13 protein-coding genes are annotated in these 13,635 nt (G+C 63.0%); 2 read left to right on the top strand and 11 right to left on the bottom strand.

What is annotated here, in order from left to right; genetic code table 11:
- Nucleotides 1-118: 118 nt before the first annotated feature.
- The 11 genes from pqqE to pedF all read right to left on the bottom strand — a co-directional run bounded on the left by pqqE (nucleotide 119) and on the right by pedF (nucleotide 10,444).
- Nucleotides 119-1,261, bottom strand: a complete 1,143-nt coding sequence (gene pqqE / locus KW062_RS17385) for a pyrroloquinoline quinone biosynthesis protein PqqE (protein ID WP_027616487.1) — start codon at nucleotides 1,259-1,261, stop codon at nucleotides 119-121.
- Nucleotides 1,239-1,511 (bottom strand): pyrroloquinoline quinone biosynthesis peptide chaperone PqqD, encoded by a 273-nt coding sequence (gene pqqD, locus KW062_RS17390; protein ID WP_027616486.1) that lies wholly within the window; start codon nucleotides 1,509-1,511, stop codon nucleotides 1,239-1,241. The genes pqqE and pqqD overlap by 23 nt, the downstream gene beginning before the upstream one ends.
- Complete coding sequence (gene pqqC, locus KW062_RS17395) at nucleotides 1,508-2,260, bottom strand: pyrroloquinoline-quinone synthase PqqC (protein ID WP_105754576.1); 753 nt, start codon at nucleotides 2,258-2,260, stop codon at nucleotides 1,508-1,510. Before pqqC ends, pqqD begins: the two co-directional genes overlap by 4 nt.
- A gap of 112 nt (nucleotides 2,261-2,372) precedes the next feature.
- A complete protein-coding gene (pqqB, locus tag KW062_RS17400; RefSeq protein ID WP_105754577.1) occupies nucleotides 2,373-3,287 on the bottom strand; it encodes a pyrroloquinoline quinone biosynthesis protein PqqB in 915 nt (304 codons plus the stop codon).
- A gap of 55 nt (nucleotides 3,288-3,342) precedes the next feature.
- Entirely contained in the window at nucleotides 3,343-3,414 is a 72-nt protein-coding gene (gene pqqA / locus KW062_RS17405) for a pyrroloquinoline quinone precursor peptide PqqA (RefSeq protein ID WP_003253598.1), read from the bottom strand.
- 248 nt (nucleotides 3,415-3,662) lie between these two features.
- On the bottom strand, nucleotides 3,663-5,183 hold the full coding sequence (gene exaC, locus KW062_RS17410; RefSeq protein WP_105754578.1) for an acetaldehyde dehydrogenase ExaC: 1,521 nt from the start codon (nucleotides 5,181-5,183) through the stop codon (nucleotides 3,663-3,665).
- 233 nt (nucleotides 5,184-5,416) lie between these two features.
- The gene (locus KW062_RS17415; RefSeq protein WP_105754579.1) at nucleotides 5,417-7,192 is read right to left on the bottom strand and encodes a PQQ-dependent methanol/ethanol family dehydrogenase; all 1,776 of its coding nucleotides are present in this window, start codon (nucleotides 7,190-7,192) and stop codon (nucleotides 5,417-5,419) included.
- A gap of 174 nt (nucleotides 7,193-7,366) precedes the next feature.
- Entirely contained in the window at nucleotides 7,367-8,314 is a 948-nt protein-coding gene (locus KW062_RS17420; protein ID WP_105754580.1) for a quinoprotein relay system zinc metallohydrolase 1, read from the bottom strand.
- A 16-nt stretch (nucleotides 8,315-8,330) separates the two neighbouring features.
- Complete coding sequence (locus KW062_RS17425) at nucleotides 8,331-9,092, bottom strand: quinoprotein dehydrogenase-associated SoxYZ-like carrier (protein ID WP_105754581.1); 762 nt, start codon at nucleotides 9,090-9,092, stop codon at nucleotides 8,331-8,333.
- Nucleotides 9,093-9,103: 11 nt separating this feature from the next.
- Nucleotides 9,104-9,979 (bottom strand): substrate-binding periplasmic protein, encoded by an 876-nt coding sequence (locus KW062_RS17430; protein WP_105754582.1) that lies wholly within the window; start codon nucleotides 9,977-9,979, stop codon nucleotides 9,104-9,106.
- 3 nt (nucleotides 9,980-9,982) lie between these two features.
- Nucleotides 9,983-10,444 carry a cytochrome c-550 PedF gene (gene pedF, locus KW062_RS17435; protein ID WP_027616478.1) on the bottom strand — a complete coding sequence of 154 codons (462 nt, stop codon included), beginning with the start codon at nucleotides 10,442-10,444 and terminating at the stop codon, nucleotides 9,983-9,985.
- Nucleotides 10,445-10,697: 253 nt separating this feature from the next.
- Here pedF and exaA point away from each other — a divergent pair, with 253 nt between their 5' ends.
- Nucleotides 10,698-12,587, top strand: coding sequence for a quinoprotein ethanol dehydrogenase (gene exaA, locus KW062_RS17440; RefSeq protein ID WP_081786279.1), 1,890 nt, complete (start codon nucleotides 10,698-10,700; stop codon nucleotides 12,585-12,587).
- 152 nt (nucleotides 12,588-12,739) lie between these two features.
- Entirely contained in the window at nucleotides 12,740-13,387 is a 648-nt protein-coding gene (locus tag KW062_RS17445; RefSeq protein ID WP_027616476.1) for a pentapeptide repeat-containing protein, read from the top strand.
- The last annotated feature ends 248 nt before the right edge of the window (nucleotides 13,388-13,635 follow it).

Genomic DNA, 13,635 nt, shown 5'->3' on the forward strand with positions numbered 1-13,635 from the left:
TGGAATGTAACCGCCACACTAAAGCATCCGTTGGCGAATGCAATGAGACCAAATGGTGGGGAGCTGGCGTTTCTGTGTGCCCCCCAGTAGGAGCCCATTCACAGGATCAAAATCGGCTTTATCCACGAAAAATCAACCGCGAGGCCTTTTCATTGCGCAGCGTCAGCTGCTCGATCCCCTGCCCCGGCGCCTCGGCTTCTTCCCGGGCCTTGAGGATGACCCCGTGATGCGCTGACTTGCTGCACACCGGGTCGGCGTTTTCGGCGTCGCCGGTGAGCATGAAGGCCTGGCAACGGCAGCCGCCCAGGTCCTTGTGTTTTTCATCGCAGGAGCGGCACGGTTCCTTCATCCAGGCATCGCCACGAAAGCGATTGAAGCCGAACGAATCATTCCAGATGTGCTCGATGCTGTGCTCGCGCACATTGGGAAAGGCCACCGGCAATTGCCGTGCGCTATGACATGGCAGTGCGGTGCCGTCGGGAGTGATGTCGAGGAACAGGTTGGCCCAGCCGTTCATGCAGGTCTTGGGGCGCTCTTCGTAATAGTCCGGGGTAACGAAAATCAGCTTGCACGGATGTCCTTCGGCTTCGAGGCGCTGGCGATAGAGGTTGGTCACCGCCTCGGCGCACTGCAACTGCTCGAGGGTCGGCAGCAGGCCGACTCGGTTGAGTTCGGCCCAGCCGTAGAACTGACAGGTGGCCAGCTCGACAAAGTCTGCTTCCAGTTCCAGGCACAGCTCGATGATGCGCTCAATGTGGTCGATGTTGTGCCGGTGGGTGACGAAGTTCAGCACCATCGGATAACCCTGGGCTTTCACCGCCCGGGCCATCGCCAATTTCTGCGCGAAGGCCTTGCGCGAACCGGCGAGCATGTTGTTCACCGCCTCATCGGCGGCCTGGAAACTGATCTGGATGTGGTCCAGCCCAGCCACCTTGAAGTCACGGACCTTCTGCTCGGTCAGGCCGATCCCCGAGGTGATCAAATTGGTGTAGTAACCCATGTCTCGCGCGGCCTTGATCAGCTCGGCGAGGTCCTGGCGCACCAGCGGCTCGCCGCCGGAAAACCCCAATTGCGCCGCGCCCATGTCCCGTGCCTCGCGGAATACCCGGATCCATTCCTCAGTGCTCAGTTCCTCGCCATGGCGGGCGAAGTCCAGCGGATTGGAGCAATACGGGCATTGCAACGGGCAGCGGTAGGTCAGCTCCGCCAGCAACCACAGCGGCGGGCCGGGCTGGGTCTCATTCGATCCAGAACTGAGCATGGGCGACCTCCAGGAATGCCAGCACGTCTTCGTCGATCCCGGGCACGCCGGGGAAGCTTTCGATCAACTGCTCGATAATCGCGTTGACGCTGCGCTGGCCGTCGAGCAGCGCAAGGATCTGCCCGGCGCTGCCATTGAGCTTGATCATGCCCTCGGGGTAAAGCAGCACATGGCAGTCCTGGCGCGGCTCCCATTGCAGGCGAAAACCCCGGCGCAGTGCCGGCACTTGTTTGCGTTGAATCAGGCTCACAGGGCGATCCCCCGGTGCCAGACGTTGTCGCCAGTCACCGTGTGGTACGGCGGACGCTCCAGCTCGTAGGCCATGCTCATGGCGTCGAGCATGCTCCACAGTACGTCGAGCTTGAATTGCAGGATCTCCAGCATGCGTTGCTGGCCGGCGGCCGTGGTGTAATGCGCCAGGGTAATGCGCAAGCCGTGCTCGACATCGCGCCGTGCCTGGCCTAGGCGGGTACGGAAGTAGTCGTAGCCGGCGCTGTCGATCCACGGGTAATGAGTCGGCCAGCTGTCGAGGCGCGACTGGTGGATCTGCGGGGCGAAGAGTTCAGTCAGCGAGCTGCTGGCCGCTTCCTGCCAACAGGCACGGCGGGCGAAGTTGACGTAGGCATCAACCGCGAAGCGAACGCCGGGCAACACCAGTTCCTGGGAGAGGATCTGTTGCCGATCGAGGCCCACCGCCTCACCGAGACGCAGCCAGGCTTCGATGCCGCCCTCGCTGCCGGGTGCGCCGTCGTGGTCCTGGATGCGCTGCAACCACTCGCGGCGCACTTCGCGGTCGGGGCAGTTGGCGAGGATCGCGGCGTCCTTGAGCGGGATGTTGACCTGGTAGTAGAAGCGATTGGCGACCCAGCCCTGGATCTGCCGGCGCGTGGCGCGGCCGGCGTACATGGCTTGGTGGAAGGGATGGTGGATGTGGTAATAGGCGCCCTTGGCGCGCAGGGCGGCCTCGAATTCGGCGGGGGGCATGGGGGCTGAGGGCATCAGGTTTCTCCAGGATCTTTATTGTTAGGGCGGCCCTCATCGCGAGCAGGCTCGCTCCTACAGGTTGTGCGCTCTTCTGTAGGAGCGAGCCTGCTCGCGATTGGGTCTGCAGCTACAACTCAATATTCATCCCGTCATACGCCACCTCGATCCCCCGCCGCTGCAACAGCGCCCGCTCGGCGGAGTCTTCGTCAAGGATCGGATTGGTGTTGTTGATGTGGATCAGCACCTTGCGCTGGCGCGGGAAACCGTCCAGCACTTCAAGCATCCCGCCCGGCCCGCTTTGCGCCAGGTGACCCATGTCGCGGCCCAGGCTCTGGCCGACGCCGCTCAGGCGCATCTCGTCATCGCGCCACAGCGTGCCGTCGAGCAGCAGGCAATCGGCGCGGTCCATCCAGCCCAGCAGTTCGTCGTCTATCTGGCCCAGGCCCGGGGCATAGAACAACGCCTGGCCGCTGCGCCGGTCTTCGATGAACAGGCCGATGGTGTCGCCCGGCTGCGGGTTGCCACGGTTCGGTGAATAGGGCGGCGCGTTGCTCACCAAGGGAATGGCGCGAAAGCTCAGGTCCGGGCAGGCGTCGATGTTAAAGGGCTCGCGGTCGAGGCTAATGGGCTGCCACTGCAGGCCACCATTCCAGTGCGCGAGCATGTTGAACAGGGGGAAGCCGCTGCTCAGGTCCTGATGCACCCGCTCGGTACACCACACTGAGTGCGGGCAACCTTCGCGCAGGCTCAGCAGGCCGGTGCAGTGATCGATCTGGCTGTCCATCAGGATCACCCCGACCAGCGCCGTGTCGCGCAGCCGGCGAGCCGGTTGCAGCGCCGGGAAGCTCTCCAGTTGCGCACGAATATCCGGTGATGCGTTGCACAGCAGCCAATCGACGCCGTTGTCGCTCAAGGCAATCGACGATTGGGTGCGTCGCTGCGCCCGCAGGCTGCCGTTGCGCACGCCGGCGCACTGGCGGCAGTTACAGTTCCATTGCGGAAAACCGCCACCGGCGGCGGAACCGAGAACGCGGATCTGCATGAACATCGCTCCACAAGGCAGGCCCGGCCAACGCAACGGCTGGCCGGGTGAACAATCAACGGTTGGCGAAATACATCGTCACTTCGAAGCCAATGCGCAGATCGGTAAACGCGGGTTTAGTCCACATGGGTCATTCCTCTTCTTGTGCCGGGCGATTCCGGTACAGGCATTAATGCACGGGGGCCGAGGTGACCGAATGCTACTTTGGAAGGAGGTTGCGGGGTGATTTGGTAGGGGGTATTGCAGGTCTTGCACAGAGCACAAAACTGTAGGAGCGAGCCTGCTCGCGATGGCGGCCTGACATTCAGCGGAGAATGTTCGGGCCCCATCGCGAGCAGGCTCGCTCCTACAAGGGGGATCGGTGAACCTTAAGAGTTAGAAGAATCCGAGCGGATTGATGTCGTAGCTCACCAGCAGGTTCTTGGTCTGTTGGTAGTGGTCGAGCATCATCTTGTGGTTCTCGCGGCCGACCCCGGACTTCTTGTAGCCACCGAACGCGGCGTGGGCCGGGTACAGGTGGTAGCAGTTGGTCCAGACGCGCCCGGCCTTGATCGCCCGGCCCATGCGGTAGGCGCGGTTGATGTCGCGGGTCCACAGCCCGGCGCCGAGGCCGAATTCGCTGTCGTTGGCGATGGCCAGGGCTTCGGCTTCGTCCTTGAAGGTGGTGACACCCACCACCGGGCCGAAGATTTCCTCCTGGAACACACGCATTTTGTTGTGGCCCTTGAGCAAGGTCGGCTGGATGTAATAACCGCTGGACAGATCGCCTTCAAGACGCTCGGCCGCACCGCCGGTGAGCAGTTGCGCGCCCTCCTCCTGGGCAATTTGCAGGTACGAGAGGATCTTGTCGTATTGCTGCTCGGACGCCTGGGCGCCGACCATGGTCTCGGTGTCCAGCGGGTTACCGCGTTTGATCTTGACGATCTTCTTCATCACCTCGGCCATGAACGGCTCGTAGATCGACTCCTGTACCAGGGCGCGGGATGGGCAGGTGCATACTTCGCCCTGGTTAAAGAACGCCAGTACCAGGCCTTCGGCGGCCTTCTCGATGAACTGCGGTTCGGCGTTCATGATGTCTTCGAAGAAGATGTTCGGCGACTTGCCGCCCAGTTCGACGGTGCTCGGAATGATGTTCTCGGCGGCGCAATGCATGATGTGCGCGCCCACTGGCGTGGAGCCGGTGAAGGCGATCTTGGCGATGCGCTTGCTGGTGGCTAGCGCTTCACCGGCTTCGCGGCCAAAGCCCTGGACGATGTTCAGCACGCCGGGAGGCAGCAGGTCGGCGATCAGCTCAGCGAAGACCATGATCGACAGCGGCGTCTGCTCGGCCGGCTTGAGCACGATGCAGTTACCGGCGGCCAGGGCCGGGGCGAGTTTCCAGGCGGCCATCAGCAGCGGGAAGTTCCACGGAATGATCTGCCCGACCACACCCAGCGGCTCGTGGAAGTGGTAAGCGGTGGTCAGTTCGTTGATTTCCGCGGCGCCGCCTTCCTGGGCGCGGATGCAGCCGGCGAAGTAACGGAAGTGGTCAGCGGCCAGCGGTACGTCGGCATTCAGGGTTTCGCGCACGGCCTTGCCGTTGTCCCAGGTTTCGGTGACGGCGAGGATTTCCAGGTTCTGCTCGATGCGGTCGGCGATTTTCAGTAGCACCAGGGAGCGATCCTGGGCCGAGGTCTTGCCCCAGGCATCCGCTGCTGCGTGGGCGGCATCCAGGGCGCGGTCGATGTCGGCAGCGCTGGAGCGCGGGAATTCGGCGATCACTTCACCCGTGACCGGCGAGGTATTGGTGAAATACTCGCCATTGATCGGGGCGACAAACTCACCGCCGATGAAGTTACCGTAACGTGGCTTGAACGAAACGACGGCGCCTGGTGTTCCGGGTTGTGCGTAGATCATGGTGAGCCTCTGTTGGGTCGAAGCCTGTCGGGGAAACAGGCGATGCACCGATAGTAGAGAGCCCCGCGTGCCAGACGTATGCGCCGTTGGCAGGAGGGGCTCTCGTTATTTGGTAGTAAATCCTGTGGGAGCGAGCCTGCTCGCGATGACGGTGGGTCAAGCACATCATGGGTGACTGACATGGCCCCATCGCGAGCAGGCTCGCTCCCACAGGTTATCCAGCGGTCTTCAGATCAGTGCTTGGCCACCAACTCCTTCGGCAACTTGAAGGTCCAGAGCATGCCGCCCTGGTTAAAGTCCTTCACCCGCTTGGCCACTTCGCCGCCCCACAGCGGCACCGCGCCGCCCCAACCGGAGACCACCGAGACGTATTGCTCGCCGTCCATGTCCCAGGTGATCGGCGAGCCGAGGACGCCGGAGCCGGTCTGGAACTCCCAGACCTTTTCGCCGGTCTTGGCGTTGAACGCCTGCAGGAAACCTTCCGGGGTGCCGGTGAAGACCAGGTTACCCTTGGTGGTCAGGACCCCGCCCCACAGCGGCGCGAAGTTCTTGTGGCGCCAGACTTCCTTGCCGGTCTTCGGATCGATGGCCCGCAGCACGCCGATGTAGTCTTCGTTGAGCGGCTTGATGGTGAAGCCGGCACCGAGGAACGCCGCGCCTTTCTTGTAGGCGATGCCTTCGTTCCAGATGTCCATACCCCACTCGTTGGACGGCACGTAGAACAGCCCGGTGTCCTGGTTGTAGGCCATCGGCATCCAGTTCTTCGCGCCGAGGAACGCCGGTGCGACGAACACCGAGCTGCCCTTGGCTTCGCTGCCCGGCGCCCCGGGGCGGCTGGCGTCGTTGTAGATCGGCCGACCGTCTTTGTCGAGGCCAGTGGCCCAGGTGATCTTGTCGACAAACGGGAAGCCCCGGATGAACTTGCCGTTGGTGCGGTCCAGCACGTAGAAGAAGCCGTTGCGGTCAGCGGTGGCAGCGGCCTTGATTTCCTTGCCGCCTTCCTTGTAGTTGAACGACACCAGCTCGTTCACCCCGTCATAGTCCCAGCCGTCGTGGGGCGTGCTCTGGAAGTGCCATTTGATGGTGCCGTCATCCGGATTGAGGGCCAGGCGCGACGAGGAGTAGAGGTTGTCGCCAGGACGCAGGTGCGAGTTCCACGGCGCCGGGTTGCCGGTACCGAACAGTAGCAGGTTGGTTTCCGGGTCATAGTAGCCGCCCAGCCAGGGCGCCGCGCCGCCGGTCTTCCACAGATCGCCGGGCCAGGTCTTGCCCGCCTCGCCACCGGAAATGCCGTTCTCGATCGCCTTGCCGTCCTTGTACACATAGCCCATGTGGCCTTCGACGGTGGGACGCATCCACAGCAGCTCGCCGTTTTTCGGATCGTAGGCCTGGATCTTGCCAACCACGCCGAATTCGCCACCGGCGACCCCGGTGATCAGCTTGCCGTTGATCACCAGCGGCGCGGCACTGATCGAGTAGCCTTCCTTGTGGTCGGCGACTTTCTTGCTCCACACCACCTTGCCGGTGTCCTTGTTCAGGGCCACCAGCTTGGCGTCGAGGGTGCCGAAGAACACCAGGTCGCCGTACAGCGCCACGCCACGGTTGATCACGTCGCAGCACGGACGGATGTCGTCGGGCAGGCGCGCATCGTACTGCCAGAGTTTCTTGCCGGTGCGTGCGTCCACCGCGAACACCCGCGAGTAGGAGCCGGTCAGGTACATCACGCCGTCCTTGATCATCGGCTGGGCTTGCTGACCGCGTTGTTTTTCACCGCCAAAGGAAAACGCCCAGGCCGGACGCAGGTCCTTGATGTTGTTGACGTTGAGGGTGTCGAGCGGGCTGTAGCGCTGACCCTGGACGCCCAGACCGTTGGTGACGATCTGCTCCGGGTTTTTCGGGTCCTGGAGAATGTCCTGGTCGCTGACGGCGGCCAGTGCCTGGCCGGACAACAGCATGGCACTGAGCAGCAGGCTCAGGACGAAGGGCTGGCGACGTGCGGGTTGTGTCATGACGGCTACCTCTGCGGTTTTTGTTATACCCGGGAAATTTTCCCGGTCTGGTGCAGATTCTTGAGCCAGGGCGCCGGGCCAACAATTGCCCGCAGTGTGGAGATTGCTAGTTCCTTGGTATGGGGTCGCAGAGGTCATTCACAACACACCCCCTGTAGGAGCGGGCGCACGCTCCTACAGGGGGTTGTGCTCGGCGGTGGAATCGACGCGCGTCATCTGCTTGCGCTCATAGCGCGGGTACAGGTGGCTGACGCTGCGGATCAGTTCGTAGCGGCTCAGGCTGATGGCGGCGAAGCGCTCGGGGATGGGGCTGCGGATCATTTCGCTCATGTCGCTGCCATTGGCGGCGCCCTCGCGCAGCAACTGATCGAGCCAGCCCAGGTAGTCACGCATTTGTTCGAAGGGCCTGGCATCGCTGGCGAGCGGGCCGTGGCCGGGCACGACAAGCTTCCAGCCCAGGCCCTGCAAGGTGGCGATATCCGCCAGCCACACCGCCAGCCCCGGGCTGTTGGGCGTGGTCAGGGCGCGTTGATAAAACACCAGGTCGCCGGCAAACAGCACGCCAGTTTGCTGGTCGAGAATAGCCAGATCTGCGCCGGTATGCCCACCCAGGCTCAGCAATTGCAAATCGTGATTCCCAAAACTTTTCAGCCCAGGCTCGATGTCCTGGGTCGGCAATACCACCTCGGTGCCGCGCATCCAGTCACCGACCATGCGGTACATGTTTTCCGCCATGGCCTCGCCCTGCTGTTTCAGCAAGGCAGTGGTGCCAGGCAGCGCACCAATCGGCACATCTCTGAAGGCCTGATTGCCCAGCACATGGTCGGGATGGTGATGGGTGAGCAGCACTTCGATCACCGGCTTGTCGGTGACGCTGGCAATCGCTTTACGCATGGCTTCGCCATAGCGCTTCGACGGCCCGGTGTCGATCACCACCACGCCAGCCGAGGTGACAATGAACCCGGTGTTGACGATATTGCCGCCATTGTCCTTGCCGAAATTGGCCGTGCTGCCTTCCAGCAACCAGGTGTCGGCGGCGATCTGTCGCGGCGTCAGGGCATAGTCGAGATCGGCCAGCACCGGCAGGCTCAATGTCAGGCAGAACAGCAGCATCCAGCGCATGGCGGGCTCCTTGGGCTCAGGGTATGGCCGCGGTGAATTGGTTGCCGCTGTTGTCGCGCAGCAGCAGTTGCGTCTGCCCTGCCCCTTCGAGATCGAAGCCCAGGTTAGGGTTTTCACTGACCGCCGGGAACAGCTCCAGACGCGCCAACACCTGGTCGTCGGCACCGCGCAATTCGGCATGATTGAGGAAAAATTCAGGGATGCCGGAGACCATGCCGTTATCCATCGGATGGGCCACCTGCAGGCGCAGACGACTGAAGTCCCCTCGCGGATAACGGCCGCCGAGCACTTCGCCGACATGCTCTTCCCACCCCGGTTCGGTGCGCACCACGCTCGGCGCCGTACAGCCGCCGCCCGCCGCATCGATCAGGGTCGAGCCGACATGCCACAGGCCATCGCGGGTCTGCACCGCCGCACGCAACGGCGTCGCCTGCTCGATGCGGATGCGGATCGACAGCCATGGCAGCACTCGCTGCAGCGGCTCGAAGTCGACGATTTTCGGCAAGGGATTGAGCTCGGCCCATGCAAGGATACGCACCACGTCGCCCTGGAACGCCCGCGCATCGATCTCCAGCGGCACCTGGCGGGCGTCTTCGGCAAAGGGTGGCGCGAGCAGCTTGACCCGCTCGTCGAACACGAACGGCGCATCACCGAGCATCTGCTTGTGGTAGAACGCCCACATCACCGAGGGCACCGGATCCTTTCCCGGGTCGACCTGCGCGGCCTCTGCCAGCAACGGCAGCCAGCAGGCCAACAACCAACTCACTCGCCAGTTCATCGCTCCAGCTCCTATTGGTACATCTGCGGTACGTCGTAGCGCAGGCCGTAGCGCCCATACATCGCTTTGAGCGTGCCATCGCGAATCAAGCCTTCCAGGACTTCTTCGACGGCGTAAGCCAGTTGCCGATTGCTTTCGTGCACCGCCATGCCGATCTCCCAGAGTTGCTTGCCCATGTTCGGGTAGGCGTTCTCGGCGAGGGCTAATTGCGGGTCGGCGGCCAGATGCACCTGCCAGTCGATCTCGCCGCGCATCGCCATCACCGCATCGACTTCACCGGCGCGCATCGCGGCAAATGCCTGGGGCACGCCAGGGTAGTGGCGGGTGCTCTTGGCCAACATGCCGTTGAACACCGAGGTCAGGTAGAACGACGGCACGCTGTCGACTTCGACCCCGATTGGATGCTGCTCGAACACCGCGACACTGGCGACCTTGTCCAGCCGTCGGCGGTCATACGCGACCTGCCATTGTTCGTTCTGGTACGGACCGAACATCACCACATGGCCGTTCTCCAGCTCACCCAATTCGTTGCGCTTGCGCGCGTAATCGTGATCGTAGGGCACGCGCATCATCAGGTCGGCCAGCTGCTGGTTGTGCAGCGGGCTGGCGCGCCAGATGTAGTCGCGCAGGTCGTCGTCGAGTTTTTCCCCGGCAGGCGCCCAGATCAGCTTTAGGCGCACGCCCAGGGCCTTGGCCAGCGCCTCGGCGAGTTCGACGTCGACGCCGCGTGCCTGACCGCCGTCTTCAAAACTGTAGGGGGCAAAATCCTTGTACACCGCAACCTGCAGCTCGCCGTCGGCGATCATCTGGTCATAGCTACGGACCTGCGCCTGCGCCGCCTGGCAGCACAGCCACAGGGCACCGATCAACAGGCTCAGCAGGCGCATGGCTTATTCCTCGACGTGCACGCTGTCCAGATAAGTCCGCACCGCCCACAGCGCTTCCTGGCTCAGGTAGTCGGCCATCTTTGGCATGTACACCCGGCCGTCGCGCACGGCGCCGTGGCGTACCCGCTCGACGAACCATTCATCGCCGGCATCGCCCGCATCCAGCATGCGCAGGTCAGGAGCGATACCCCCGGACTTGGCTTCCAGGCCATGGCAGGCCGCACAGTTCTGGTTGTAGGCCGACGAACCAATCTCGACGGCCTTGTCGTGTTCCGGCGAATTGCGGTACGGATTGACCTCCGCCCAGCCATCGCCATTGAGCGTTACACCGGCATCCTTGATTGGCGTCAGGCCCTTGGTCTCGACCGCTTGCGGTACCACGTTGCCGTGGGCCCAGGTCGAACCTGCACAGATAAAGCCGGCCAGCAGCCCGACCACGAGCACGGCGTTGCGTTTTGTTGTCATTGTTATGCCCTCAGGATTGCACGCAAAACCTCTTGGCAGAGGCTATGGCAGCCATCTTAGAAAGCCCGGCCGGGATGCCCCATGCTGCTTTGGTGGTCGGGTACTACTCCCTTGGTAGTAGGGCTTGAGGTGCACGCCCAAATCAGGTGCGGTTCGGGAAGTCTTCCCGACAACAGCGGGACTTTTTCCGTATCCGCCGTGCGCCCGGCACCGCAACCTGTGCAGGCCAAAACCTCCACTGGGAACTGCAACCATGAGAATAAGATCGCTACCCGCCCTCTCCCCCCTGACCGTTGCCATGCAGGCCTTCCTGCTGGTCGGCAGCCTGTCCGTCGGCGCCACCAGCCATGCCGCGACAGCCCCCGTCAGCACCGGCAAAGTGACCTGGGAAGACATCGCCAACGATCACCTGACCACCAAGGACGTGCTCCAATACGGCATGGGCACCAACGCCCAGCGCTGGAGCCCGCTGGCCCAGGTCAACGACCAGAACGTGTTCAAGCTGACCCCGGCCTGGTCGTATTCCTTCGGCGACGAGAAGCAGCGTGGCCAGGAGTCCCAGGCCATCGTCAGCGACGGCGTGGTCTACGTCACCGGATCCTACTCGCGGGTGTTTGCCCTCGACGCCAAGACCGGCAAACGCCTGTGGACCTACAACCATCGCCTGCCGGACAACATTCGTCCGTGCTGCGACGTGGTCAACCGCGGTGCGGCGATTTTCGGCGACAAGATCTACTTCGGCACCCTCGACGCACGGCTGATCGCCCTCGATAAAAACACCGGCAAAGTGGTCTGGAACAAGAAGTTCGGCGACCACGCCGCCGGCTACACCATGACCGGCGCCCCGGTGTTGATCAAAGACAAGACCAGCGGCAAGGTGCTGCTGATCCACGGCAGCTCCGGCGATGAATTCGGTGTGGTCGGCCAGCTCTACGCACGCGACCCGGAGACCGGCGAGGAAGTCTGGATGCGGCCTTTCGTCGAGGGCCACATGGGCCGCCTGAACGGCAAGGACAGCACCCCCACCGGCGACGTCAAGGCGCCGTCCTGGCCGGATGATCCGACCACCGAAACCGGCAAGGTCGAGGCCTGGAGCCACGGCGGTGGCGCTCCGTGGCAGAGCGCAAGCTTCGATGCGGAAACCAACACCATCATCGTCGGCGCCGGCAACCCAGGCCCGTGGAATACCTGGGCGCGCACCTCCAAGGATGGCAATCCCCACGACTACGACAGCCTCTACACCTCCGGCCAGGTCGGTGTCGATCCGAGCACCGGCGAGGTCAAATGGTTCTACCAGCACACGCCGAACGATGCCTGGGACTTCTCCGGCAACAACGAACTGGTGCTGTTCGACTACAAGGACAAGGACGGCAAGCTGGTCAAGGCCACCGGTCACGCCGACCGCAACGGCTTCTTCTATGTGGTCGACCGCAACAACGGCAAATTGCAGAACGCCTTCCCCTTCGTCGACAACATCACCTGGGCCAGCCATATCGATCTGAAGACCGGGCGTCCGGTGGAGAACGAGGGCCAGCGTCCGGCCAAGCCGCTGCCGGGTGAAACCAAGGGCAAACCGGTGGAAGTCTCGCCGCCGTTCCTCGGTGGCAAGAACTGGAACCCCATGGCCTACAGCCAGGACACCGGGCTGTTCTACATCCCGGGCAACCAGTGGAAAGAGGAGTACTGGACCGAGGAGGTCAACTACAAGAAGGGCTCGGCGTACCTGGGCATGGGTTTCCGTATCAAGCGCATGTACGAGGATCACGTCGGCACCCTGCGGGCGATGAACCCGACCACCGGCAAGCTGGTCTGGGAGCACAAGGAGGCCCTGCCATTGTGGGCGGGCGTGCTGGCGACCAAGGGCAACCTGGTGTTCACCGGCACCGGCGACGGCTACTTCAAGGCCTTCGACGCGAAAACCGGCAAGGAGCTATGGAAATTCCAGACCGGCAGCGGCATCGTCTCCCCGCCAATCACCTGGGAACAGGACGGCGAGCAGTACATCGGCGTGACCGTCGGCTACGGCGGCGCGGTGCCGTTGTGGGGCGGCGACATGGCCGAGCTGACCAAGCCCGTGGCACAGGGCGGCTCGTTCTGGGTGTTCAAGATTCCTAGCTGGGATAACCAGACGGCGAAACGCTGATCTTCACTACTGACACACACCCTGTGGGAGCTGGCCTGCCAGCGATGGACTGAAGACCGCCGCTGGGTACCAGACAGCACACGTCATCGTTCACGACCATCGCCGGCAGGCCGGCTCCCACAGGGGAAATGGGCATACCCGAGAATCTCGCGATGAACTATCTCCCCCTACTGCTCCTGCTCGGCCTCACCGCCGCCCACGCCGACGACGGTGACGACACCCCGCTGATCATCAACGGCTGCACCATCGCCGACCACAGCCAATGCCCCGGCGCCAATTTGCGTGGGGCCAACCTGAGCAATCAGGACCTGCGCAACATGAACCTCAACGGCGCCGACCTGCGCGACGCCGATCTGCGCCACGCCCGCCTCGACCTGGCCAACCTGGAAAAAGCCCAACTGCAAGGCGCCAACCTCGCCCGCGCCAGCCTGCAACAGAGCAACGCACGCCTGGCGGACTTCAGCGGCGCCAACCTGATGGCGATCCAGGGCTGGGGCCTGTTCGCCCAGGGCGCGCAATTCAAGGACGCCAACCTCAGCGGCGCCTACCTGCAATTCGCCCGCCTCTCCGGGGCCAAACTGCACAACAGCAACCTGCGCGCCGCCGACCTGGAAATGGCTTGGCTGAGCAAGGCCGACCTCAAGGGCGCAGACCTCAGCGACGCCAATTTGCAGGAAGCCAAGTTCGGCGAAAGCAACCTGGAGCAGGCGAACCTCAGCGGTTCGCGTCAGCATTATGGGAATTTTCAGGATGCGAATATGGAGGGGTGCCGGGGGTGTCCTACTACCTGGGATAGATGAACTGGATGCAATTTGAACGGCACTGTTCATTGTGGGCGCCTGCTAGCGATGGCTGCCTTAAGGTGTACATATCCATTCCTGCGGTAACGGGGCCGGTGGATCAAAATCAAAAGCAGCCGAGGCGGCCTACCGGCCGGCCTATTCAGGGAAGCCGGTGCAGCTCAGCCCTTTGTGGGAGCCAGCCTGCTGTCGATGGTCGTCAACGGTGACGCAGCTGTACTGAATGTACGCGGTGGCCTCAGGCTCTT

Origin of the sequence: Pseudomonas fluorescens, assembly GCF_019212185.1 — a bacterium.
Taxonomy (GTDB): Bacteria; Pseudomonadota; Gammaproteobacteria; order Pseudomonadales; family Pseudomonadaceae; genus Aquipseudomonas.

Coding starts and splice junctions, on each gene's coding strand:
- pqqE (WP_027616487.1), bottom strand. CDS start 1,261: ATGCTCAGTTCTGGATCGAATGAGACCCAGCCCGGCCCGCCGCTGTGG.
- pqqC (WP_105754576.1), bottom strand. CDS start 2,260: ATGCCCTCAGCCCCCATGCCCCCCGCCGAATTCGAGGCCGCCCTGCGC.
- pqqB (WP_105754577.1), bottom strand. CDS start 3,287: ATGCAGATCCGCGTTCTCGGTTCCGCCGCCGGTGGCGGTTTTCCGCAA.
- exaC (WP_105754578.1), bottom strand. CDS start 5,183: ATGATCTACGCACAACCCGGAACACCAGGCGCCGTCGTTTCGTTCAAG.
- KW062_RS17415 (WP_105754579.1), bottom strand. CDS start 7,192: ATGACACAACCCGCACGTCGCCAGCCCTTCGTCCTGAGCCTGCTGCTC.
- KW062_RS17420 (WP_105754580.1), bottom strand. CDS start 8,314: ATGCGCTGGATGCTGCTGTTCTGCCTGACATTGAGCCTGCCGGTGCTG.
- KW062_RS17425 (WP_105754581.1), bottom strand. CDS start 9,092: ATGAACTGGCGAGTGAGTTGGTTGTTGGCCTGCTGGCTGCCGTTGCTG.
- KW062_RS17430 (WP_105754582.1), bottom strand. CDS start 9,979: ATGCGCCTGCTGAGCCTGTTGATCGGTGCCCTGTGGCTGTGCTGCCAG.
- pedF (WP_027616478.1), bottom strand. CDS start 10,444: ATGACAACAAAACGCAACGCCGTGCTCGTGGTCGGGCTGCTGGCCGGC.
- exaA (WP_081786279.1), top strand. CDS start 10,698: ATGAGAATAAGATCGCTACCCGCCCTCTCCCCCCTGACCGTTGCCATG.
- KW062_RS17445 (WP_027616476.1), top strand. CDS start 12,740: ATGAACTATCTCCCCCTACTGCTCCTGCTCGGCCTCACCGCCGCCCAC.